This is a genomic window from Pseudomonas sp. W3I7 (assembly GCF_030816095.1).
Classification (GTDB): Bacteria; Pseudomonadota; Gammaproteobacteria; order Pseudomonadales; family Pseudomonadaceae; genus Aquipseudomonas; species Aquipseudomonas salomonii.
In genome coordinates this window covers 1,325,195-1,349,809 of sequence record NZ_JAUSXP010000001.1, presented here as the reverse complement: position 1 = coordinate 1,349,809, position 24,615 = coordinate 1,325,195, and the positions used below count along the sequence as shown (strand labels likewise).

Below are 24,615 nucleotides of genomic sequence, written 5' to 3'. Positions count from 1 at the left end.
AGCGCCCACCTACTGTTCGGGGTGAGTCAGCAATTACAGTTTGACTGAAGAACGCCCTGGCTTCTTGGTCTGCAGCAAATGCGAGAACACCGCGTGCAAATCATCCGACGCGCTTTCCTCGTCGAGGTTGAGCTTGCTGTCGATGTGATCCATGTGATGCATCATCAAATTCACCGCCAGCGTTGCGTCGCGTGCTTCGATCGCATCGATCAGCTGGGTGTGCTCATCGTAGGAACAGTGCGAGCGGTTGCCGCTTTCGTACTGGGCGATGATCAACGAGGTTTGCGACACCAGGCTGCGCTGGAAGCTGATCAGCGGCGCATTCTTTGCGGCTTCGGCGAGCTTCAGGTGGAATTCGCCGGAGAGGCGGATACCGGCACCGCGATCACCCCGTGAGAAGCTGTCGCGCTCATCGTTGACCATCTGGCGCAGTTCGGCCAATTGCTCGGCGGTGGCGTGCTGCACCGCAAGCTCAGTGATCGCGCGCTCCACCAGCCGCCGGGCAAGAAATACCTGACGGGCTTCTTCTACACTTGGGCTTGCCACCACCGCACCGCGATTGGGCCGCAGCAGTACCACGCCTTCATGGGCCAGGCGCGAGAGCGCGCGACGGATGATGGTGCGGCTGACGCCGAAGATTTCGCCCAGTGCTTCTTCACTCAATTTGGTACCGGGCGCCAGGCGTTGTTCGAGGATCGCCTCGAAGATATGCGCGTAGACGATATCGTCCTGGGTTCCGCTGCGACCGGCCTTGCCGGCTCGCGGTTGTTTCTTGAGAGGTTGCAACTGTTCGTTCATGGGCACTCGGGTTTGGAGAACGGCGGCGAATTAACGGTAATACGTCAACAGCGTGTTGCTGGCAAGTATCACCTAAAAACAGGGCACATTGTACACAACCCAATGCGCCAACACACTGTACGGCTATTTGCGGTGGCGGCTGTATTGCAATGAGTGGTTACGTTTGAGTTTAGGCTTGAATTCGCTTTTTCCCAGGTAAAAGGAACACCTCTCCATGACCGACGCCACCCAAGCGCCTTTGCGCCCGTTGGCCGACACTTCTGCGTCGGCCGTCGCCGCCGGCTTCATCGCCATGATGACCGGCTACACCAGCTCCCTGGTGCTGATGTTCCAGGCCGGCCAGGCCGCCGGCTTGACCACCGCGCAGATTTCTTCGTGGATCTGGGCGATCTCCATCGGCATGGCGGTGTGCAGCATCGGCCTGTCGTTGCGCTATCGCACGCCGATCACCATCGCCTGGTCCACGCCCGGCGCCGCGCTGCTGATCACCAGCCTGGGCGGCGTGAGCTACGGCGAGGCCATTGGCGCCTACATCACCTGCGCCGTGCTGGTGACGCTGTGCGGGCTGACCGGCAGCTTTGAAAAACTGGTCAAGCGCATTCCCGCCTCGTTGGCAGCTGCCTTGCTCGCGGGGATTCTGTTCAAGATCGGCAGCGAGATATTCGTCGCCGCGCAACATCGCACCGGGTTGGTGCTGGGGATGTTTTTCACTTATCTGGTGATCAAGCGCCTGTCGCCGCGTTATGCCGTGCTGGCCGCGCTGGTGATCGGCACCCTGTTGTCAGGGCTGATGGGCTTGCTGGACTTCAGCGGTTTTCATCTGGAAGTGGCCACACCGGTGTGGACCACGCCACACTTCTCGCTGGCGGCCACGATCAGCATCGGCATCCCTTTGTTCGTGGTGGCGATGACCTCACAGAACATGCCCGGCGTCGCCGTGCTGCGCGCCGACGGCTACACCGTGCCCGCCTCGCCGCTGATCACCGCCACCGGCCTGGCCTCGCTGGTACTGGCGCCGTTCGGCTCCCACGGCATCAACCTGGCCGCGATCAGCGCGGCGATCTGCACCGGGCCGCACGCCCATGAAGACCGCAACAAGCGCTACACCGCCGCCGTGTGGTGCGGGGTGTTCTACGGGATTGCCGGGGTGTTCGGCGCAACCTTGGCGGCGTTGTTCGCTGCACTGCCCAAGGAACTGGTGCTGTCGATTGCGGCTCTGGCGCTGTTTGGCTCGATCATCAATGGCTTGAGTATCGCCATGAATGAGCCGAAGGAACGGGAAGCGGCGCTGATCACCTTTATGGTCACCGCGTCTGGCTTGACGCTGTTTTCCATCGGCTCGGCGTTCTGGGGGATTGTGGCGGGGGTGTTGACGCTGCTGATTCTGAACTGGCGCAAGGCATAAAAAAACGGCGACCCTAAGGTCGCCGTTTTTTTAGTATCACTTAGCCGCGTTGATCGGCTTTTCCGGATACCACACGTCCAGCAACAGGCTGACTTCAGCGCTTTTCAGCTCGCTGCGGCCTTTGAGCCAGCTTTCGACAGCTACGCGTTGCTCTTCGTTGACCGAGCCACGCTTCTGCAGGCAAACCAGACCGAAGTCATCGCCGCCGACATAGCCCAGACCGTTGGCTTCCATGGCTTCTTTGATGAATGCTTCGAGGAAAGCATCGGTAGCTTCTTCACTCAGGTCTTCTTTGAAGTCCAGGTTCAGTTCGAAACCCAGCTCTTGAAATTCATCAACGCACAGTTTTTTGCGCAGACGCTGGGAACGGTTAGTCGCCATTGGAACAATCCTCTTAAGTAATAACGGCCGGCACTTTAGCAGTTTAAGCCGACCTTTGCCCGACTCTATGGGACGGGCGGCCATTGGTCTGCAAAAAAACCCGAAATACCCGCTATCGTTCAGCTACAACTGGATGCACCTTGGGGCATAATGCCGACACTTTCGTGACCAATGAGGGATTTTCTTCCATACCCCTCACCTTTTTCACCCTTCTCAGCAGTAGGGTTTTATTCCTTATGATCAACTCTTTTCGTTCAGTACTCCTTGCCGGTTTTCTTCTACCTCTGGCCTTTTCCGTCACCGCCGCGCCGATCAACAACACCCTGCCGCCGAATGTTCAGCAGGCGCTGCAGAAAGCCAAGATACCCAATACTTCGCTGTCGTTGGTGATGCTGCCCCTCACCGGGCCTGGCACGCCGACCGTGTTCAACGCGGATGTTTCGGTAAACCCGGCCTCCACCATGAAGCTGGTCACCACCTACGCAGCCCTGGAAATGCTCGGCCCCAACCACCAGTGGAAGACCGAGTTCTACACCGACGGCACCCTCAGCGGTGGCGTGTTGCGCGGCAACCTCTACCTCAAGGGCGGCGGTGACCCCAAGCTGAATATGGAAAAACTCTGGCTGCTGATGCGTGACCTGCGCGCCAATGGCGTGCAGCAAGTCACCGGCGACCTGGTGCTGGACCGCAGTTTCTTCAACCAGCCGCAATTGCCTGAATTCAATGACGACGGCAACGACGAGAACAAGCCGTTCCTGGTCAAGCCGGACGCCCTGCTGGTCAACCTCAAGGCCCTGCGCTTTGTCACTCGTAATGACTCGGGCCGGGTGATCGTGTCGGTCGAGCCGCCGATTGCGAGTATTCGCATCGACAACCAAGTCAAAGTCTCCAACGCCAAGCAATGCACCGGGGACGTGCGCTACAGCCCGGTCACCGCGGCCGATGGCAGCGTCACCGTGACGGTCAGCGGCCAGTTGGGTGATGGCTGCAGCTCGCAGACTTACCTGTCGCTGCTCGACCACGCCACCTACACCGCCGGCGCCGTGCGTGCGATCTGGCAGGAGTTGGGCGGCACCATCCAGGGCCGTGATATCCAGGCACCGGTGCCCAAAGACGCTAAAGTGCTGGCCCGTGCGTTCTCGCCGGACCTGGCGGAAATCATCCGCGACATCAACAAATACAGTAACAACACCATGGCCCAGCAGTTGTTCCTGAGCCTGGGCGCGCAGTTCCGTAACGACGCCGATGGCGACGATGCCAAGGCCGCGCAACGCGTGGTGCGTCAGTGGCTGGCGAAAAAAGGCATCACCGCGCCGCACCTGGTGATGGAGAACGGCTCCGGCCTGTCCCGTGCCGAACGCGTCAGCGCCCGCGAAATGGCGGCCATGCTGCAAGCGGCGTGGAAAGGCCCGTACGCGGCGGAATACATCAGTTCGCTGCCGATTGCCGGCACCGACGGCACCATGCGCAAACGCCTGAAAACCACGGCCCTGCGCGGTGAGGCTCACGTCAAGACCGGCACCTTGAACACCGTGCGCGCCATTGCCGGGTTCAGCCGCGATAACAACGGTAATAGCTGGGTGGTGGTAGCAATCCTCAACGACTCGAAGCCATGGGGTGCTTCGTCGGTGCTCGATCAGGTGCTGCTGGACCTGTATCGCCAGCCGAAGCTGACAGCCGCAGCGCCCGTGCTCTAAAGGCCACACAGAGCAAATGTGGGAGCTGGCTTGCCTGCGATAGCATCAACTCGGTGTACCTGATGTACCGAGGTGCCTGCATCGCAGCGGTGCGACGATTCGACAAGCCAGCTCCCACCTTCAGGCGCGCAAACGCTCGGCCTCCACCCGGTCGCGGCCCGCCTGCTTGGCCACATACACCGCCGAGTCTGCGCGCAGCAGCAGCCCGTCAATCCCTTCATCGATCCGCCAGCTGGCCACACCGAAGCTGGCGGTCACCACGCCCACCGCCTCCATCGGTTCGGTGCGCAGCGACTGCCACAACTCCATCGCCAGGTGATAAGCCTGCTCGGCATCGGTATGCGGGCACAGCACCACAAACTCTTCGCCGCCCAAACGACAAAACACATCCGTGCGGCGCAGGCGCCGGCCAATGCGTTTGCACACTTCCTGCAACACCCCATCGCCCACCGCATGCCCGTGCTGATCATTGATGCGCTTGAAGTGATCAATATCGAGCATGATCAACGACAATGTGCCCGTGGTTCGGTTGAGCCGGAGCATCTCGGTCTTGAGGCGATCCTGAAAATAACGGCGGTTATGAATGCCCGTCAGCGAGTCGGTAATCGACAGCGCGCGCAGCTCCTCTTCGACCCGCTTCAGATCGGAGATATCCGACACGTAGCCATGCCACAACGTGCCACCGCCGGTTAACTCCTCCGGCGTGGCTTCGCCACGAATCCAGCGCAGGCCGCGTTGCGGCAACACCACCCGATACTCTTCGCGCCAATGGCTCAACTGCAGCGCCGACAGCCGGATCGACAGACGCACCCGTTCCACGTCTTGCGGATGAATGCGTTCGAACACCTTGTCCGCGTTTTGCTGCAATACGCCCGTGTCGATTTCATAGATATCGCGCATACCATCGCTGGCATAGATGAAACGCCCTTTCCCCTTGGGTTCAAGGGTGAACTGAAAGATCCCGCCAGGCACGTGGGCACTGAGTTTTTTCAGTAGACGGTCGCGCGCAGCCAACGCCTCGTAGGCGCGTTTCTGTTCGGTCACATCCAGGTAGATCGCCAAGTGCCCGATCCACAGGCCGTAGTCGTCCAGCAACACGGTGGTGAGCATATTCACCGTCAGGTAGCTGCCATCCTCGCGCAATATTGTCCACTCGCGCGCCTCGTGCAGGTTGTCCGGGCTTTCCACCAGCATCGCCTGGCTCGCCGGAATACGCTTGCCCAGGGCCACACTCAAACTGGCCGCGCGCGCTTCGAGTTCATGGGTCAGATGCAGGCTTTCCAGGGTCAGTCGCCCCACCACCGCCTCGGATTTGAACCCGAGCATTTTCTCGGCACCGGCATTGAAGGTGTTGATCACACCCCGCAGGTCAGTGGCAATGATCGCAACATGGGTGGCGGCGTTCAGCACACTGCGCAATTGCCCGTGGGCGGCGCGAAGCTCCTGCTCACGCAGGTGCAACTGCTGCGTGCGCTGCTCCACCAGCTTGAGCGCACGCTGGCGCTGGCTGACCAACACATACAGCAACGCACTGAGCAGCAGGCTGAGGAGCACGCCCATGGCCAGGATGGTGTGCATCGACGAGTGATTGGCCTGGTCGAACACCTGGCTGGCGCGAATGCTCAAGGCATACACATGGTCGCCGAGGGTGAGGCGGCGCGTGGCGACAAGGCCGCTGTCGCCCACCGCGTTGCTGGACGCGTACAGCACACGCTGCTGCGTGTCGGAGGTGTCGACGATCTGCATCACCAGGTTGTCGCGGCCGGGCTTGGGCAAACCATCGGCGACCAGTTGGCGCATGCTGATCACTGCCATCACATAACCATGGGGCTCGGTGTCGGCGGGTTTACTCACGGGCGCCACCAGCAAAACGCCGGCAGCATAAGCCGGTTCTACGCCCACCAACTGCATGGGCTGGGACACCGCAGGCCGGCCGCTGCTTTGCACCCGCTCAAGCACCGAACGGCGCAGGGGCTGGGCCAACAGGTCGAACCCCAAGGGTGACCCCAGCAAGCTTTGGGTCTGGCTATACAACACCGGCACATACTCGTCGCGCTCGGGCGCAGGCGCCAGTTCACCCGCAGCGTTCAACTCTCGAATGGCGAAAGGTGTACCCCGCTGACGCGAGATTTCCTGTTCAAAAGCACTGCGCTGTTCGCGAAATATACGCGGCGCCCAGGCATAGGCGCGGGCGCGCAGAAGCAAAGGCTTGGCGAAACCATCGAACTCGGCGCGGGACACGTCACTGGAATTGACGAAGAAACGCTGCAGGCTGGCCAGGCGTTGCTCCTGGTCTTCGAAACGCTCCTGAAGGCGGATGTAGCGCTCGTTGACCAACAACTGGAAACGCTGGCGCACTTGCTGCTGGTAGAGGTCGGCGGCCGCCCAGGCGACGATGACCGTCAGCGCCACACCTGCCAATAACACCACCAATGCCACCAGCCAAGCCGACGCCTGCTCACTGATAAAGCCTAGTATTTTCGGGCGAACGGCTTGCATCGGCATAGGCAACACTCACAACGCCAGCGTGCGGGGGGGTGTCACTTTGGCTAGGCGTTAAGTTATAGCCATGAGGCCGGCGTTTGACCAGTGCAAAAAAGCCGCAAGCCCGGAATAGTCCGGGCTTGCGGCTTTTTGGTGCAGCTTGAGTGTGGCGATCAGCGCGCGGTGATTTTCCACGCCCGGTGAATCTTCGCGTTACGTGCGAAATCCGGGTCCAGGGTCTTGTCGCTGATTTCCTCGACCGCGTAGCGCTCGCTGAGGTTGTCCTCCAGCACGAACTTGCGGAAGTTGTTCGAGAAGTACAGCACGCCGCCAGGCGCCAGGCGCGCCATGGCCAGGTCGAGCAACTGCACGTGGTCACGCTGCACGTCGAAGATGCCTTCCATGCGCTTGGAGTTGGAGAAGGTCGGCGGGTCGATGAAGATCAGGTCGAACTCATCACGGCTCGCCTCCAGCCAGGCCATCACGTCACCCTGCTCCAGGCGGTTCTTGTCAGAGAAACCGTTAAGGGAGAAGTTGCGACGCGCCCAGTCCAGGTAAGTCTTGGACAAGTCGACGCTGGTGGTGCTGCGCGCGCCGCCCTTGGCTGCGTGCACACTCGCGGTGGCGGTATAGCAATACAGGTTGAGGAAACGCTTGCCGGCCGCTTCCTTCTGGATGCGCATGCGCATCGGGCGGTGGTCGAGGAACAGGCCGGTGTCCAGGTAGTCGGTGAGGTTGACCAGCAGCTTAACGCCGCCTTCGCTGACCTCGGTGAACTTGCCTTGGGCGCTTTGACGTTCGTACTGTTTGGTGCCGCTCTGACGTTCGCGACGCTTGACCACCACGCGGCTCTTGTCGACGTTCAGCGCCTGGGGAATCGCGGCCAGCGCATCGAACATACGCGCAGAAGCTTTTTCCGGGTCGATGGATTTAGGCGCTGCATATTCCTGCACATGCACCCAATCGTGGTACAGGTCGATGGCCATGGAGTATTCCGGCATATCGGCGTCGTACACACGGTAGCAGTCCACGCCTTCGCGCTTGGCCCACTTGCCCAGTTGCTTGAGGTTCTTTTGCAGGCGGTTGGCGAACATCTGCCCGCCTTCGCTGAGGCGCGCCTGCTCAACCACCGGGGCGGGAGCCGGCTTGATCGGGTTGCCGTTCTTGTTGTACTGGCGCTCGACCGGCTCGGTCGGGGCTTGATCGTAAGCGGCTTGCTCACGCTCGGCCTGACGCTGTTCCGGGGTGCGACGCTCGCCAGTGACGAACTGGTCCGGGTTGACCTTGATCAGCAGCAACTTGCACGGCAACGCGCCGTTCCAGAACGAATACTGTTTGTGGCTGCGGATGCCCATGCGCTTGCCCAGGTCCGGCGCGCCGGTGAACACCGCCGCTTCCCAGCCCATGCACGCCTGGCGCAAGCGCTCACCAAGGTTCTGGTAGAGGTACAACAGGCTGGCTTCGTCACCCAGGCGCTCGCCGTAGGGCGGGTTGCAGATCACCAGGCCTTTCTGGTTCTGGTCCGGGCGCGGCTCGAAAGTACCGACTTCGCCCTGGTACACCTTGATCCAGTGGCTTAAGCCTGCGCGTTCGATGTTGTTACGCGCGGGTTGGATCAGGCGCGGGTCGGCTTCGTAGCCACGTACCCACAATGGCGGTTTGTTCATGCCGATGGCAGCACGCTCGCTGGCCTCGGTGTGCAGCTTCTTCCACAGCGCCGGCACGTGACCGAGCCAGGTGGTGAAGCCCCACAATTCACGATTCAGGTTGGGCGCCATGTCGGCGGCGATCATTGCGCCTTCCACCAGGAAGGTGCCCACGCCACACATCGGGTCCGTCAGCGCGCCACCTTCGGCCGCAATGCGCGGCCAGCCGGCGCGGATCAGGATCGCGGCGGCCAGGTTTTCCTTCAGCGGTGCGGCGCCCTGCTGCAGGCGATAACCGCGCTGGTGCAGGCTGTGGCCGGACAGGTCAAGGGAAAGGATCGCTTCGCCACGGTCCAGACGCAGGTGAATGCGCAGGTCCGGGTTGATCTTGTCGATGGACGGACGTTCGCCGGTCGGGGTGCGCAGTTTGTCGACAATCGCATCCTTGACCTTCAGCGCGCCGAAGTGGGTGTTGTCGATGCCCGAGCCGTGGCCACTGAATTCAACGGCCAGGGTGCCATCCGGGACCATGTGGTCAGCCCATTCGATATCCAGCACGCCGTGATACAGGTCTTCGGCGTCCTTCATCGGGAAGCGCTTGAGTACCAGCAGCACGCGGTTGGCCAGGCGCGACCAGAGGCACAGGCGGTAGGCGGTTTCCATGTCGGCCATGCCGCGCACGGCCGAGGTGTGCTCGCGCGCGTCTTCAAGGCCAAGCCCGACGGCTTCCTCGATCAGCAGGCCTTCGAGGCCCTTGGGGCAGGTGAGGAAGAGTTCAAAACGGTCCGACATGGGGCATTCCAGGCTTTTCAGCAATAAATGAACGGGCGACGCATCGCCGGCTCGGTTTTCAATCAAGCACTTTTCTTGAAGAGTGCTCGCGTGGCACGAATGTGCCGTTCCCACCCCGGCTGCCGGGCGTTTGAGCCTTAATTGCCGGGGCAGATAAATAAATCATCGCAACAAAAAGAAATATTCCGACCCTTCGTCGAATAATAACCGACTGCAACGGGTGGGCATTCTCACTAAAGGATTAAACCCATCCTCTATGCAGGGCACATCATAGCTGGGTTTGCCTATTAAATGGGGCGAAAAGCCATCCCAGCTTATGGCTATAGCATCGTTATCGTTACGTGCTTATGACAAAACGATCATTGAATCCATGTGACCTATTGGTTAGAACTCAACACAGGTTGGCGCCGTAACGACGCCGACACCTAGGCTCGCCACGCCGGCAGCGAGCCCACCAACGGCAGGAAAACCCTGCCCGGCCCCACACGGGGCCGAAGGATATCTAGACAGTCAACAAGTGAGGGAAACACCCTATGAGAAGACTTAAGCGTGATCCGTTGGAAAGAGCATTTTTACGCGGATATCAATATGGCGTTCATGGTAAATCCCGTGAGCTTTGCCCATTTACTCTACCGTCGGTACGCCAAGCCTGGATCAACGGCTGGCGAGAAGGACGCGGCGACAACTGGGACGGTATGACTGGCACTGCGGGAATCCACAGACTCAACGAACTTCACGCCGTCGGCTGACACGGGGCACTTAATCCGACAACCACCTTGAAGAATTTGTAACGACTTAACCACGCACGTCCTATCCGGGCGGCGGGCTTCGGCCCAGGGGGCTCCTTTTGGAGCCCTTTTTAATGCTCGGAAATTGGCTGATCTACTGATCGTTCCTACGCTCTGCGTTGGAATGATCTATGAGCGCAACGCCGCGATGGCATCCACCGACTCGCGAATCAACGCCGGGCCTTTGTAGATAAAGCCGGAATAGAGCTGCACCAGGCTTGCGCCGGCGGCGATTTTCTCGGCGGCGTGCTTGCCTTCGGTGATGCCGCCAACGGCAATGATCGGCAAACGCCCCGCCAGCTCGGCCGCCAGCACCTTGACGATATGGGTACTCTGGTCCCGTACCGGGGCGCCCGACAGCCCGCCCGCTTCGTCACCATGCGCCAGCCCTTCAACGCCGACGCGGCTTAAGGTGGTGTTGGTAGCGATCACCGCATCCATACCCGAATCCACCAGGGCCTGGGCGACCAGCACGGTCTCTTCATCGCTCATGTCCGGGGCAATCTTGATGGCCAACGGCACACGCTTGCCATGGCGCACGGCCAGGTCTTCCTGGCGCTGGCGCAAGGCTTCGAGCAATTGCTTGAGGGAATCGCCAAACTGCAGGCTGCGCAGGCCCGGTGTGTTGGGCGAACTGACGTTGACCGTGACATAGCTGGCGTGGGCGTAGACCTTGTCCAGGCAGGTCAGGTAATCATCCACAGCGCGCTCGACCGGCGTGTCGAAGTTCTTGCCGATATTGATGCCGAGAATGCCTTTGTACTTCGCGGCTTGAACCCGCGCCAGCAAATGATCAACCCCCAGATTGTTGAAGCCCATGCGGTTGATGATGGCCTCGGCTTCGGGCAAACGGAAGATGCGTGGCTTCGGGTTACCCGGCTGCGGACGGGGCGTCACGGTGCCGATCTCGACAAAGCCGAACCCCAGCTGCGCAAAGCCGTCGATGGCTGCGCCGTTCTTGTCCAGGCCGGCAGCCAACCCGACCGGGTTGGGGAAATCGAGCCCCATCACCGACACCGGCATTTTTGCCGGCGCCTTGCATACCAGGCCATTGAGCCCCAGGCGACCACCGGCACCGATCAGGTCCAGGGACAGATCGTGGGAGGTTTCCGGGGAGAGTTTGAACAACAGCTGGCGGGCCAGGGTATACATGGGCGGGCTAGACTCGGATGGCGGCGAAAGGTGGCGCGATTATAGCCGGGGTGGCACGCCGGGTGCGAGGCGTGCCGTCCATTCGTCACTGGCGTTGTGCGACCAACGCTTCGTACTGCGCCCAGATTTTTTCTGCATAACGCAGGCGCAATGCCTCGCGCCCAGGTGCCGGCCCGGCATTATAGGAACCCACGGCTGTCCAGTTGTAACCGAAGCGCTGGATGAAGTCGGCCAGGATCGAAGCGCCCACTTCGACCGATAAACAAGGGTCGCTCAGCAACCGTTCTTCGGTAATCCCCTGCTTGGCCAGACGCGGCAAGTGCATGCTATTGATTTGCATCAGGCCTATATCCCGCGAGCCATCACTATTGCTCTGGTTCATCGCGCCGCCGCGTGCGCCCGACTCCACGACAGCGATGGCCTGCAACAGCTCCGGCTCGATGTCGTAGCGACGGGCAACGTCATCCCAACAACTGGCCCAGGCCTGATGACTGCCCATCAGCAGGCTCAACAGCACGCCCTTGCCCAGACGCCTAATCATGTTGCACCTGGCCACAGGCTGAACAGACGCGCTGCAAACGCCCCGCCCCTGAGTGGTGTCGGACGGTGACGGCACAGGTAAAGCGATAACCCCTGCCGTATATGGTCTTAATAAAGCCCTTGTCTTTCCTCAAGTGCTTGCGCAATTCGTAGATACAACGGGTGAGTGACTCCTCCGCGACTTCGCCACGGGACCAGGCCTGCTCAAGTAAACGATCCTTGGTCATCAGCACACCATCGGATGCCAGCAGCAACCGCAGCACCTGCCACTCCTTGGGCGGCAGCTGAATATCCACACCCTCGCCCGTCAAACGGCCATCTGCATGCAAGGTCCACCCGGCAAAAAACCATGCGACCGTCAGCCCTTCATCCACGAGGGTCATATTCACCTCTGCACCTGACTACTGACATTGAATTCCTTGTTTCCAGAAACGGCCGATACGCCAACCCCGCGACTATAAAAAGCTGGCCTTGGAACAACGTTAGGAAAAAACCCATGTAATCGAGGTTTTCGGTGGGCATTGCGTAGGACTTTTCACCATCGCCGACAGCAAACGTTCTGGAATACGTCGATTGGCGCTCAAAAGGGCTAATGGGTTTCCGGGGCTTCACGGCTTTCACGCATGAATGCACGTTGCACACGCTCATATTGGCGTTGTGTCAGCGGTGGTGGCCCAACGGCACCGGCCAGCATGCGCGGTTCGGCCCCTACCGCGCGGGCCTGGATCACAAACAACCGAACGGCGGCCCGTCGGCTTTGACCCGCGCCGCCCTCACGTGGAAAACCACCCAGCCACAGGCGCCTGCCTTGGGGCACCCGCACCACCGTGCTGATCCCCACTCGCCCCACAGCGCCGGCCGAGCCTGGCTCGAGCTTGCTGTCCAATTGACGGCCATCCTCAAGCGTCAATTGCATTTCAATCTGATTGGCCGCCGCAAAGCGTGGTAGCACGCTGGCTTCGGTGCCATACCCAATGGGCTGCCACTCGCCACTGTCAGCGCCAGGCTTGGGCAGGTAAAAGGTATGGTTGTCGTGGAAAACCGCCGGCACATTCTCCTGGGTAAGGATCACCGGGAACGCAGTGACCTTGGCTTTACGCCGACGCTCAAGCACACCAAGCTGAGCCATCAAACGATTGTCGTCCAAAGGTTCCAATACCCGCGTCACGGTGGCCCCGGTGCTGGCTTCCTGAGCGAACGCTGCCCCCATCCTGTCGAACTCGCTGCGGTCCACATCGACCTGCCAAAGCGCTACTTCAATCGGCCGCTTGGGCTTGTCCAGTTCCGCTACCAGCTCTTCGATCGCCTTGACCTGAGCAGGCTTGCCTTTGATCAATAAACTGTTGGAGTCAGGATAAGCCATCACCAAAAGGCTCTTGTCGGCCAGTAACCCCGGAGGACGCTGCGTGGCATCCTGCTGCTCGATGGCCAGCAGCTTTTCGATCATCGTGGCCATGCCCGGTACATTGACCTTGTCATCGCCCATGACGTACTGACGGTCGGCCACGTGGGTGTTGAACACCTGAACCACACCGAAAGCCTGTTTGCCCACACGCACTTCGGTGCGCGGCCTGTCCATCAATTGGGCCAGGTGCAGCACCTGGTCGACATAATTAGGTGGCCCGGACACATAGAACGTGCGCGCGCCGCTCTCTCTGAGTGGGTAACGTGATTCATCCAGCCCCGAACGGCGCATGAACCCGCGTAACCTGTCGACCGGAATGTGCCGCAGCACCACCGCCGAGCTTTTCGCTTCGCCGGCGTCATACAGATAAAATGCCTGCCCGTCGCTGTACCAGATCAGGCCCTGCTGCTCGGCCACTGTCGTCAGGGTTTGCTGCGCCGCTTCCAGATCGAAAGTGCCAGAAAGGCGTTTACGCGCTACTTCACGGCTGACAACCACAGGCAACCCCAAGGGCAACGACAACGCGGTGAAAAAGGTATGCAGGCTTTCATCCCGTGCCTGATAGCTTTCCCCCCAAGCGGGAACGCTGGCCCACAGCACGGCACAGCACAGCAGCCAGCGGCACAGGCGGGCGCTGCTCATCGGTGGTCACTCATCAGGGTCGGTGAATCGATAGGCACCTTGGGTGTTCCTGGCAGTCGGGCGCAAAGAAGCGGCCATACTGAAAGGCACTCGAGTTTCAATCTTGATGGAAAGGTGACGGCAGGCCCCATCCGCCGCCCCGTGGCATGTGCCTTGCTACGGACTCTGCATCAGAGCCCGCGCCAACGTCGGAGCAGGCTTACAGACAAAGGCGTCGTTACCCGGCAATGGCTTGTACTGCCATGCGAAGGAGCGATGCTTTTTTTTTGACAGAATAGGTAGATGTTAATGAACGACTCGGTCGGCAACAGCCCGGTGAACATCCCACTGGCGTGGGTCAACGGCAGTGACGCCCCGGAAAAGAGCAGCCTGGACCTGGGTTTCATGGCGCTCACCGACTGCGCTTCGCTGGTGGTCGCCGCCACCCAGGGGTTTGCCCAACCTTACGGGTTGACGCTGAACCTCAAGCGCCAATCCTCCTGGGCCGGCCTGCGCGACAAACTGGTCAGCGGTGAACTGGACGCCGCCCACAGCCTGTATGGGTTGATCTATGCCGTGCACCTGGGCATCGGCGGGGTAGCGCCCACCGACATGGCCGTGCTGATGGGCCTCAACCAGAATGGCCAGAGCATCAACCTGTCCCACGGCTTGCAACAGCAGGGCGTGACCACTCCTGAGGCACTCGACCGCCATGTGCACCAAAGCCGGACAAAGCTGACGTTCGCCCAGACATTTCCCACCGGCACCCACGCCATGTGGCTGTATTACTGGCTGGCGAGCCAAGGCATTCACCCTTTGCAAGATGTCGACAGTGTGGTGGTGCCGCCGCCGCAGATGATCGCGCACCTGCAAGCCGGGCGCATCGACGGTTTTTGCGTCGGTGAGCCTTGGTGCGCCAAGGCGGTCCAGCAAAACCAGGGGTTCACCCTGGCCACTACCCAGTCGATCTGGCCGAATCACCCAGAAAAAGTACTCGGCTGCACCCAGGCGTTCGTCGATCAATACCCGAACACCGCCCGCGTACTGGTCATGGCGATCCTCGAGGCCAGCCGTTTCATTGAACAAAGCCAGGAAAACCGCCGCTCCACCGCACAACTGCTCAGCGCCCGCGAGTACCTCGATGCGCCGCTCGACTGCATCGAACCCCGCTTGCTCGGAAATTATGACGACGGCCTCGGCAACCAGTGGCAAGACCCGCACGCCCTGCGTTTTTTCGCCGATGGCGAGGTGAACCTGCCCTACCTCTGCGATGGCATGTGGTTCATGACCCAGTTTCGCCGCTGGGGCCTGCTGCGCGAAGACCCGGACTACCTGGGCGTGGCCCGCCAGGTGCAGCAACTGGACCTGTATCGCCAAGCAGCCGCCGCGGTTGGCGTCCCGGCCAACGCCCAAGACATGCGCAGCAGCCAGTTGATCGACGGCAAGATCTGGGACGGCTCCGACCCCGCCGCCTACGCCCGCAGCTTCCGCCTGCATGCCCTGGCGGACCTTACCAACCGCCAGGCACTGCGCTGACAGGACCACGACTATGTTACGAATCCTGTTGATCAATGACACCCCGCGCAAGGTCGGGCGCCTCAAAGCCGCCTTGACCGAAGCCGGTTTCGAGGTGATCGATGAGTCCGGCTTGACCATCGACCTGCCGGCGCGCGTCGAAACGGTGCGCCCGGACGTGATCCTGATCGATACCGAGTCACCTGGCCGCGATGTGATGGAGCAAGTGGTGCTGGTCAGCCGCGACCAGCCGCGCCCAATCGTGATGTTCACCGATGAGCACGACCCAAATGTGATGCGCCAGGCCATCAAGTCCGGGGTCAGCGCCTACATCGTCGAAGGCATTCAGGCCCAGCGCCTGCAGCCGATCCTCGACGTCGCCATGGCCCGCTTTGAAAGCGACCAGGCCTTGCGCGCCCAGCTCCAGGCCCGTGACCAACAGTTGGCCGAGCGCAAGCGCATCGAGTTGGCCAAGGGCATGCTGATGAAAATGAAGCACTGCAATGAGGAAGAGGCCTACACCCTGATGCGCCGCCAGGCCATGAGCCGCCAGCAGAAACTGATCCAGGTGGCCGAGCAGATCATCGCCATGAGCGAGCTGCTCGGCTGAACTGGCGCAGCTCTTGCTAAGCATTCAACACAGGTAGCCAACGGCGGTTGCCCCTTCTACGACAAAGACGTCGCCCATCCGGTTTGCACTCGCGAACTCGATGGCGGCGTTTTTTTTCGTTTTGGCCCCGGCGATTGGGGCCAACAGGCCTTCTGACAAGACCCCCAACCGTTGAGGTGCGTGATGAAATCAAGCTTCTGGAAATCCGGGCACACCCCGACCCTGTTTGCCGCGTTCCTGTATTTCGACCTGAGCTTCATGGTCTGGTACCTGCTGGGGCCCCTGGCGGTGCAGATTGCCGCCGACCTGCACCTGACCACCCAGCAACGCGGCCTGGTAGTGGCCACGCCAATCCTGGCAGGCGCGGTGCTGCGCTTTTTGATGGGCATGCTGGCCGACAAGCTGTCACCCAAGACCGCCGGGCTGATAGGCCAGGTGATTGTGATTGCCGCGCTGTTCGGCGCCTGGAAACTCGGCATCCATAGCTACGAACAAGCCCTGTTGCTGGGCGTGTTCCTGGGCATGGCCGGTGCTTCCTTTGCCGTTGCGCTGCCCTTGGCCTCCCAGTGGTACCCCGCCGAGCACCAGGGCAAAGCCATGGGCATCGCCGGCGCCGGCAACTCCGGCACCGTGTTTGCCGCGTTGCTGGCGCCGGTGCTGGCCGCCGCATTTGGCTGGAGCAATGTGTTCGGCTTCGCGCTGATCCCACTGGTGCTGACACTGATCGTGTTCGCCTGGTTGGCGCGCAATGCGCCCGAGCGCCCGAAAGCCAAATCCATGGCCGACTACTTCAAGGCCCTGGGCGACCGCGACAGCTGGTGGTTCATGTTCTTCTACAGCGTGACGTTCGGCGGCTTTATCGGCCTGGCCAGCGCCCTGCCCGGCTACTTCAACGACCAGTACGGCCTGAGCCCGGTGACCGCCGGTTACTACACCGCAGCCTGTGTATTTGGCGGCAGCTTGATGCGCCCATTGGGCGGCGCGCTGGCCGACCGCTTCGGCGGGATTCGCACCCTGCTCGGCATGTACGGCGTGGCAGCGATCTGCATCGCCGCTGTGGGTTTCAACCTGCCCAGTTCCTACGCTGCACTGGCGCTTTTCGTCTGCACCATGCTCGGCCTTGGCGCAGGTAATGGCGCGGTGTTCCAGCTGGTGCCCCAGCGTTTTCGCCGCGAGATTGGCGTAATGACCGGCCTGATCGGCATGGCGGGCGGCATCGGCGGCTTTGCCCTGGCGGCAGGCATGGGCGCAATCAAACAAAGCACCGGCAGTTATCAGCTGGCCTTGTGGTTGTTTGCCAGCCTGGGCGTGTTGGCCTGGTTCGGCCTGCACGGCGTCAAGCGTCGCTGGAGAACGACGTGGGGCTCGGCCGCCGTGACCGCCGCACGCGTCTGATGAGCCTGCAACTGAGCGTTGCCCACGCCAGCGCCATCGGCCCGCGCGCACAAAACCAGGACGCTCTGCGGGTGGTCACGCCCATGCCGGAACTGGCCGCGAGCAAGGGTTATCTGTGCGCCATCGCTGATGGTGTCAGCCAATGCGCCGACGGTGGCCTGGCCGCCCGTTCGACCTTGCAGGCGCTGGCCCTGGACTACTACGCCACGCCGCAAACCTGGGGCGTGGCCCAGGCCCTGGAGCGCTTGTTACTGGCGCAGAACCGCTGGTTGCAGGCCAACGGCGGTGGCCAGCCGTTGCTGACCACCCTCAGCGCCCTGGTGTTTCGCGGCCAACGCTTCACCCTGGCGCATGTAGGAGATTGCCGGGTGTATCGCTGGCTGGATGGCGAGCTGCAGCGCATAACGCAAGACCATGTGTGGGAGCAACCGGGCATGCAGCATGTGCTCAAGCGTGCCCTCGGCCTGGATCAACACCTGGTATTGGATTTTCTCGACGGTGAGCTGCGCGAAGGCGAATGCTTCCTGCTGCTCAGCGATGGCGTGTGGGCCACGTTGGCTGACCACAGCATCAGCGCGATCCTGCGCGAACAAACCGATCTCGACGCGGCGGTGAACACGCTAGTGAATGCCGCGCACCTGGCCGCCAGCCAGGACAATGCCAGCGCGCTGCTGGTGCGTATCGACCAGCTCGGCGCCGCGACCCTGGGCGATGCGCTGGTGCAGTTGCAGCAATGGCCGCTGCCACCGCTCCTGAAGGCCGGGCAACGCTTTGAAGGCTGGCAGGTTGAAAGCGTGCTGGCGCAAAGCCGACAGTCGTTGCTGTACCGCGTGCGCGATGCCCAGCAGCAAGCTTGGCTGTTGAAAACCTTGCCGCTCAACCGCGACGATGACAACGACGCCGGCCAGGCCTTGCTGTCGGAAGAATGGTTTCTGCGCCGGGTGGCGGGCCGCGCATTTCCTGAAGTGCATGCAGCCAGTGGGCGTCAGCATTTGTACTACGTGATGCGTGAATATTCAGGGCGGACCCTCGCCCAGCTGTTCCAGCAACAAGGCCCGCTGCCCCTGGCGCAGTGGCAGTCCATTGCCGAGCGTTTGCTGCGGGCAGTGGGCCTGCTGCATCGACGGCAGATCCTGCACCGTGACATCAAGCCGGAAAACCTGCTGCAGGGCGATGATGGCGAGTTACGTGTGCTGGATTTCGGCCTGGCTTACTGCCCGGGGCTTTCCGAGGACCGCGCCCATTTGCTGCCGGGCACCCCAAGTTTTATCGCGCCCGAAGCCTTCAGTGGCGAACGTCCTACGCCGCAACAGGATTTATACAGTGTCGGTGTCACGCTCTATTACCTGCTGACCGGGCATTACCCCTACGGAGAAATCGAAGCTTTCCAGCGGCCACGTTTCACCCAGCCCGTCAGCGCCAGTCGTTACCGCCCCGATTTACCCGACTGGTTGCCCTTGAGCCTGGAACGCGCTGTGGCCGTACAGCCCGCAGAGCGTTATGAAACCGCCGAGGAATGGTTGCTGGTGCTGGAACAGGCCGACCGCCGTGAATTGAGCGTACGACCCAAACCCTTGCTGGAGCGCGAGCCGCTCAAGGTCTGGCAAACCCTGGCGACCGCCTCGCTGTTGATCAATCTGGTGCTGCTGTACTGGCTGCTGCACCACTAGGGGGCGATTTCCCAAACAGTATCGATGGCAATCCCAATAAAGCGGGCGCCAGGCGACTTGGCACAACCGCTGCATTAGCTTCATCAACAACGCACATATAGCCGCCCCTTCAACGTCGAAGGGGCGAGTTTCCCGAGAGAACGGGACCGGACAAAGGTGTCCTCGCCAGGTAACTGGTGGGGGCGCCTTTTTTGTTTGCGCACGATTTGTCGAGCCATTGCGGAGAACGACATGAAAAAACTCAAATTGGTGATGATCGGCAACGGCATGGCCGGGGTTCGCACCCTTGAAGAATTGCTCAAGCTGAGCAGCGACCTGTACGACATCACGGTGTTCGGCGCCGAGCCCCACACCAACTACAACCGCATCCTGCTGTCACCGGTGCTGGCCGGCGAGCAGACCTTCGAAGAGATCGTGCTCAACGACCTCGACTGGTACCTGGACAACCACATCAAGCTGTTGCTCAACCGCAAAGTGGTGCAGATCGACCGCGTAAGACGCATCGTCATCGCTGAGGACGGCAGCGAGGCCGAGTACGATCGCCTGTTGATTGCCACCGGCTCGACGCCTTTTATCCTGCCAATCCCCGGCAATACCTTGCAGGGCGTGATCGGCTACCGCGACATCGCCGACACCCAGGCCATGATCGACACCGCCAAAACCCACAAGCACGCGGTGGTCATCGGCGGTGGCCTGCTCGGCCTGGAAGCCGCCAACGGCCTGATGTTGCGCGGCATGCACGTGACCGTGGTGCACATCGGCGAATGGCTGCTGGAGCGCCAACTGGACAAGACCAGCGGCCAGTTGCTGCAAACCGAACTGGAAAGCCGTGGCCTGGTGTTTCGCCTGTGCGAGCAAACCCAGGCCCTGCACGACGCCGGCAATGGTCGCGTCGGCTCGGTGCAGTTCAAGAATGGCGACATCATCCCCGCCGACCTGGTGGTGATGGCCGCCGGCATCCGCCCCAACACCGAACTGGCAGAGAAATCCGGCATTCCCTGCAACCGCGGGATCCTGGTCAATGACACGCTGCAAACCTACGACCCGCGCATCTATGCCATCGGCGAGTGCGCCAGCCACCGTGGGATCGCCTACGGCCTGGTGGCGCCGCTGTTCGAACAGGCCAAGGTCTGCGCCAATCACCTGGCCCAACTGGGCTTTGCCACTTACAAGGGCTCGGTGACCTCGACCAAACTGAAGGTCACCGGCATCGACCTGTTTTCGGCCGGAGACTTCATGGGTGGCGAAGGCACTGAGACCATCACCCTCTCCGACCCGATTGGCGGCGTGTACAAGAAGCTGGTGATCAAGGACGACATCCTGGTCGGCGCGTGCCTGTACGGCGATACCGCCGACGGTGGTTGGTATTTCCGCCAGATCCGTGAGAACCACGCCATTGGCGAGATCCGTGATCACCTGATGTTTGGCGAAAATGCTTTAGGCGATGTCGGCCACCAAGGCCAGGACAAAGCCATGAGCATGGCCGACAGCGCTGAAGTCTGCGGCTGCAACGGCGTGTGCAAAGGCACCATCGTCAAGGCGATCCAGGAACACGGGTTGTTCAGCGTTGACGATGTGAAGAAGCACACCAAAGCCGCCAGCTCCTGCGGATCCTGCGCCGGGCTGGTGGAACAGATCCTGATCAACACCGTGGGCGGCGCCGCCGACGTCAAACCCAAAAGCGAAAAAGCCATCTGCGGCTGCAGCGACCTCAACCATGGGCAAATCCGCCAGGCCATCCGCGACCAGCACCTGCTGACCATCGCCGGCACCATGAGCTACCTTAACTGGCGCACCCCCAACGGCTGCGCGACCTGCCGTCCGGCCCTGAACTATTACCTGATCTCCACCTGGCCCGGCGAGGCCAAGGACGACCCGCAATCGCGCCTGATCAACGAGCGCGCCCACGCCAATATTCAGAAAGACGGCACCTACTCCGTAGTCCCACGGATGTGGGGCGGTGTGACCAATCCGTCGGAGCTGCGGCGCATTGCCGACGTGGCCGACAAGTACAACGTGCCGATGGTCAAGGTCACCGGCGGCCAGCGCATCGACCTGCTGGGCATCAAGAAACAGGATTTGCCCGGTGTGTGGAAGGACCTCGACATGCCCTCCGGCCACGCCTATGGCAAATCCATCCGCACCGTGAAGACCTGCGTGGGCAGCGAGTTCTGCCGCTTCGGCACGCAGAACTCCACACAGTTGGGCATCGAGCTGGAGCACGACCTGTTCAATATGTGGTCGCCCCACAAGGTCAAGCTGGCGGTGTCCGGGTGCCCACGCAACTGCTCGGAAGCGGGCATCAAGGACGTCGGCATTATCGGCGTCGACTCCGGCTGGGAGATGTACATCGGCGGCAACGGCGGGATCAAGACTGAAGTCGCGGAGTTCTTCGTCAAGCTCAAAACCGCCGAGGAAGTGCGCGAATACAACGGCGCGTTCCTGCAGCTGTATCGCGAAGAGGCTTTCTACCTCGAGCGTACCGTGCATTACCTGCAACGGGTGGGCATGGAGCACATCAAAAAAGCCGTACTGGAAGACCCGGCCCGGCGCCAAGCCCTCAACGAACGCCTGCAATTCTCGCTGTCATTCGAACAAGACCCGTGGAAAGAACGCCTGGAACAGCCGCTGCTGAAAAAGGAATTCGAGGTCATCCCCGTCAAGCAGTTGGAGGTGTCGGTATGAACTGGCTGGATATCTGCGCCCTCGATGAGATCAACGCCCTGGGCTCGCGCATCATCAATGGGCCAAAAGGCGATATTGCGATTTTTCGTACCAGTGACGATGAAGTTTTCGCACTCGATGACCGCTGCCCACACAAAGGCGGGCCGCTGTCCCAAGGCTTGATCTACGGCAAACGTGTGGCCTGCCCGCTGCACAACTGGCAGATCGACCTGGCGTCGGGCGAAGCCCAGGCGCCGGACATCGGCTGCGCCCATCATCACCCCGCCCGTGTGGAAAACGGCCGGGTGATGCTGGCCCTGCGGGACGCCGGTTGATGAACCGCCAGACCACCGCGTCCACCTGCTGTTATTGCGGAGTGGGTTGCGGCGTGCTGATTGAACATGACGGCACGCAGATCCTGGGTGTGCAAGGCGACCCAAGCCACCCGGCAAACTTCGGCAAGTTGTGCAGCAAGGGCGCCAGCCTGCACTTGACCGGCGACCTGGCGGCCCGCGCCCTGTACCCGGAACTGCGCCTGGGCAAAGGCCTGGCCCGTGCCCGCACCGACTGGGACAGCGCCCTGGACCACGCGGCCAACGTGTTCGCCGACACCCTTGCCGAACATGGGCCGGACAGCGTGGCGTTTTACATCTCCGGCCAATTGCTGACCGAGGACTACTACAGCTTCAACAAGCTGGCCCGCGCACTGGTGGGCACCAACAATATCGATAGCAATTCGCGGCTGTGCATGTCTTCGGCGGTGGTCGGCTACAAACGCAGCCTGGGTGCGGATGCGCCGCCATGCAGCTATGAGGACCTGGAGTCGAGTGACTGCGTGATGATCGTCGGCAGCAACATGGCCTACGCCCATCCGGTACTGTTCCGACGCCTCGAGGAAGCCAAGGCACGGCGCCCGCAAATGAAAGTGCTGGTGATCGACCCACGGCGCACGGATACCTGCGATTTGGCCGACTTGCACCTGGCGATCCTGCCGGGCACCGATGTGGCGCTGTTCCATGGGATCTTGCACCTGTTGCTGTGGGAAGACTGGATCGACCGCGACTTTATCCAGGCACATACCGATGGCTTGCTCGAGTTGAAGCGACTGGTGCATGACTACACGCCGCAGATGGTCACGCAGTTGTGCGGCATCAGCGTTGAGCAGTTGCGCCTGTGTGCAGAGTGGGTCGGCACCTCCAGCAGTTTTCTCTCGCTGTGGTGCATGGGGCTTAACCAGTCCACCGCCGGCAGTGCCAAAAACAGTGCGCTGATCAACCTGCACCTGGCCACCGGCACTATTGGTCGGCCGGGTTGCGGGCCGTTTTCCCTGACCGGCCAACCGAATGCCATGGGCGGGCGCGAAACCGGCAGTTTGTCGAACCTGCTGCCGGGGCATCGCGAGGCGGCCAACCCTGAGCACAGGGCGCAAGTCGCGGCTTATTGGGGCGTCGAAACGTTGCCAGCGCCTACCGGGCTCACGGCTATCGAACTGTTCGAACAGATCCAGGCCGGCAAGATCAAGGCCGTGTGGATTGCCTGCACCAACCCCGCGCAATCCTTGCCGGACCAGAACAGCGTGCGTGCGGCATTAGCGGCGTGCCCATTCGTGGTATTGCAGGAGGCTTTTCGCACTACCGAAACCGCCGCCTACGCCGACCTGCTGTTACCCGCCGCCAGTTGGGGCGAGAAGGAAGGCACGGTGACCAATTCCGAACGGCGGATTTCCCACGTACGCCGCGCCATTGCCCCACCTGGGGAAGCACGGCCGGACTGGGCGATTACCGTGGATTTCGCACAGCGCCTGGAGCAACGCTTGCGTCCGGGGTTGCCGAGCTTGTTCGCCTTCGAGCAACCGGCGCAGATCTTTGATGAATACAAGGTGCTCACCCGCCACCGCGACCTTGACCTGTCGGGTATCAGCCATGCCCTGCTCGACCGGCTCGGCCCGCAGCAATGGCCATTTCCAGAGGGCGCACACGCCGGCACGCCGCGCTTGTACACCAAGGGTGTGTTCCCGACAGACAGCGGCCGCGCGCACTTTATCGCCGAGCCTTACCGCGCCGCCAAAGAACAACGTGATGCACGCTTCCCACTGACCCTGATCACCGGGCGCCTGCGCGATCAATGGCACGGCATGAGCCGCACCGGCACGGCCGCGCAATTGTTCGGGCATGTCAATGAAGCCTTGCTGAGCCTGCACCCGGATGAGCTGCGTCGGCATCGTTTCAAAGAGGGCGACCTGGTCAGCCTGAAAAGCCGTCGCGGCAGTGTGATTGTCGCCGTCAGCAGTGATGACAGCGTGCGCCCAGGCCAGGCGTTTCTGCCCATGCATTGGGGCGATCGTTTTCTCAAGGGCGGTGTTAATGCCCTTACCCAGCCGGCGTTTGACCCCTTGTCCAAACAGCCCGAACTCAAACACAGCGGCGTGCGCCTGGAGGCTGTGCAACTACCTTGGCAGTTGTTCGCGTTGATCGAAGGAAATGTGCAGCAACACTTTGACGCCTTACGCCCGCTGTGTGAGGGCTTTGCCTACGTCAGCTTGAGCCTCGCCGGGCGTGAACGGCCGGCTCTTCTGGTGCGCGCAGCCCATACCGAAGCGCCCGACTTGCAACTGTTAACCCGTATCGACGAACTGCTGGGCCTCAATGACGGCCCGGTCATGGCCTATGACGATCCGCGCCGTTCGATTGGCAAGCGGGTAAAAATCGAAAAAGGCCGCATTACCGCGCTGCGCCTGGCCGGCGAAACCCTGGCGCGGCATTGGCTGCAGAGTTTGTGGCTGGAAGGCCGTGCCGACGATCAACTTCGGCGCTGGTTACTTGCGCCGCTCAGTGCACCACCGGGAGGCGCAGCGGCCAGCAGCAAAATTGTGTGTAACTGCAAGAACGTCAGCGAAAGCGCGGTATGCGCCGGTATTGGCCGTGGCCTCGACCTGGCCGGGCTTAAACGGGAACTGGGGTGCGGCACGCAATGCGGCTCCTGCGTTCCGGAAATCAAACGTCTTTTGGCCAGCACGTCGCTGCCAATCGCAATCAGTGTGTGAGGGGATAAA

The 24,615-nt window shown here is 61.4% G+C and carries 18 protein-coding genes; 10 read left to right on the top strand and 8 right to left on the bottom strand.

Annotation, left to right across the window (positions count from 1 at the left end; all coding sequences use genetic code 11):
• Positions 1 to 33: 33 nt before the first annotated feature.
• Complete coding sequence (locus QF043_RS06435; protein WP_017134778.1) at positions 34 to 798, bottom strand: GntR family transcriptional regulator; 765 nt, start codon at positions 796 to 798, stop codon at positions 34 to 36.
• Between the two features lie 214 nt (positions 799 to 1,012).
• Between QF043_RS06435 and QF043_RS06430 the strand changes: the two genes are divergently transcribed.
• A complete protein-coding gene (locus QF043_RS06430; protein WP_307417880.1) occupies positions 1,013 to 2,203 on the top strand; it encodes a benzoate/H(+) symporter BenE family transporter in 1,191 nt (396 codons plus the stop codon).
• 36 nt (positions 2,204 to 2,239) lie between these two features.
• Here QF043_RS06430 and QF043_RS06425 read toward each other — a convergent pair whose 3' ends face one another.
• Complete coding sequence (locus tag QF043_RS06425; protein ID WP_307417879.1) at positions 2,240 to 2,584, bottom strand: YggL family protein; 345 nt, start codon at positions 2,582 to 2,584, stop codon at positions 2,240 to 2,242.
• Between the two features lie 236 nt (positions 2,585 to 2,820).
• Between QF043_RS06425 and dacB the strand changes: the two genes are divergently transcribed.
• A complete protein-coding gene (gene dacB / locus QF043_RS06420) occupies positions 2,821 to 4,281 on the top strand; it encodes a D-alanyl-D-alanine carboxypeptidase/D-alanyl-D-alanine-endopeptidase (protein ID WP_307417878.1) in 1,461 nt (486 codons plus the stop codon).
• 120 nt (positions 4,282 to 4,401) lie between these two features.
• Here the strand turns inward: dacB and QF043_RS06415 are convergent, their stop codons facing one another.
• Positions 4,402 to 6,786, bottom strand: coding sequence for a diguanylate cyclase (locus QF043_RS06415; RefSeq protein WP_307417877.1), 2,385 nt, complete (start codon positions 6,784 to 6,786; stop codon positions 4,402 to 4,404).
• A gap of 152 nt (positions 6,787 to 6,938) precedes the next feature.
• The gene (gene rlmKL / locus QF043_RS06410; RefSeq protein ID WP_307417875.1) at positions 6,939 to 9,203 is read right to left on the bottom strand and encodes a bifunctional 23S rRNA (guanine(2069)-N(7))-methyltransferase RlmK/23S rRNA (guanine(2445)-N(2))-methyltransferase RlmL; all 2,265 of its coding nucleotides are present in this window, start codon (positions 9,201 to 9,203) and stop codon (positions 6,939 to 6,941) included.
• A gap of 533 nt (positions 9,204 to 9,736) precedes the next feature.
• On the opposite strand from rlmKL, the gene rmf reads away from it, so the two are divergent.
• A complete protein-coding gene (rmf, locus tag QF043_RS06405) occupies positions 9,737 to 9,952 on the top strand; it encodes a ribosome modulation factor (protein ID WP_002553055.1) in 216 nt (71 codons plus the stop codon).
• A gap of 168 nt (positions 9,953 to 10,120) precedes the next feature.
• Here rmf and QF043_RS06400 read toward each other — a convergent pair whose 3' ends face one another.
• The 4 genes from QF043_RS06400 to sctC form a co-directional block, all read right to left on the bottom strand.
• Positions 10,121 to 11,143 (bottom strand): quinone-dependent dihydroorotate dehydrogenase, encoded by a 1,023-nt coding sequence (locus QF043_RS06400; RefSeq protein ID WP_307417874.1) that lies wholly within the window; start codon positions 11,141 to 11,143, stop codon positions 10,121 to 10,123.
• An 85-nt stretch (positions 11,144 to 11,228) separates the two neighbouring features.
• Entirely contained in the window at positions 11,229 to 11,684 is a 456-nt protein-coding gene (locus tag QF043_RS06395) for a transglycosylase SLT domain-containing protein (RefSeq protein ID WP_305454894.1), read from the bottom strand.
• Entirely contained in the window at positions 11,677 to 12,066 is a 390-nt protein-coding gene (locus QF043_RS06390; RefSeq protein WP_307421320.1) for a winged helix-turn-helix domain-containing protein, read from the bottom strand. The genes QF043_RS06395 and QF043_RS06390 overlap by 8 nt, the downstream gene beginning before the upstream one ends.
• Before the next feature lie 206 nt (positions 12,067 to 12,272).
• Positions 12,273 to 13,730, bottom strand: a complete 1,458-nt coding sequence (sctC, locus tag QF043_RS06385; RefSeq protein ID WP_373460659.1) for a type III secretion system outer membrane ring subunit SctC — start codon at positions 13,728 to 13,730, stop codon at positions 12,273 to 12,275.
• A 288-nt stretch (positions 13,731 to 14,018) separates the two neighbouring features.
• On the opposite strand from sctC, the gene QF043_RS06380 reads away from it, so the two are divergent.
• The 7 genes from QF043_RS06380 (at position 14,019) to QF043_RS06350 (ending at position 24,606) form a co-directional block, all read left to right on the top strand.
• Entirely contained in the window at positions 14,019 to 15,245 is a 1,227-nt protein-coding gene (locus tag QF043_RS06380; protein WP_307417873.1) for a CmpA/NrtA family ABC transporter substrate-binding protein, read from the top strand.
• A gap of 13 nt (positions 15,246 to 15,258) precedes the next feature.
• A complete protein-coding gene (locus tag QF043_RS06375) occupies positions 15,259 to 15,834 on the top strand; it encodes an ANTAR domain-containing response regulator (RefSeq protein WP_053257467.1) in 576 nt (191 codons plus the stop codon).
• 183 nt (positions 15,835 to 16,017) lie between these two features.
• Positions 16,018 to 17,229 carry a NarK/NasA family nitrate transporter gene (locus QF043_RS06370; protein ID WP_058422064.1) on the top strand — a complete coding sequence of 404 codons (1,212 nt, stop codon included), beginning with the start codon at positions 16,018 to 16,020 and terminating at the stop codon, positions 17,227 to 17,229.
• Positions 17,229 to 18,899 carry a bifunctional protein-serine/threonine kinase/phosphatase gene (locus QF043_RS06365; RefSeq protein ID WP_307421319.1) on the top strand — a complete coding sequence of 557 codons (1,671 nt, stop codon included), beginning with the start codon at positions 17,229 to 17,231 and terminating at the stop codon, positions 18,897 to 18,899. The genes QF043_RS06370 and QF043_RS06365 overlap by 1 nt, the downstream gene beginning before the upstream one ends.
• Positions 18,900 to 19,130: 231 nt before the next feature.
• Positions 19,131 to 21,584 (top strand): nitrite reductase large subunit NirB, encoded by a 2,454-nt coding sequence (nirB, locus tag QF043_RS06360; protein ID WP_058422063.1) that lies wholly within the window; start codon positions 19,131 to 19,133, stop codon positions 21,582 to 21,584.
• Entirely contained in the window at positions 21,581 to 21,898 is a 318-nt protein-coding gene (gene nirD, locus QF043_RS06355) for a nitrite reductase small subunit NirD (protein WP_017134764.1), read from the top strand. Before nirB ends, nirD begins: the two co-directional genes overlap by 4 nt.
• Entirely contained in the window at positions 21,898 to 24,606 is a 2,709-nt protein-coding gene (locus QF043_RS06350; protein ID WP_307417872.1) for a nitrate reductase, read from the top strand. Before nirD ends, QF043_RS06350 begins: the two co-directional genes overlap by 1 nt.
• Positions 24,607 to 24,615: the final 9 nt, after the last annotated feature.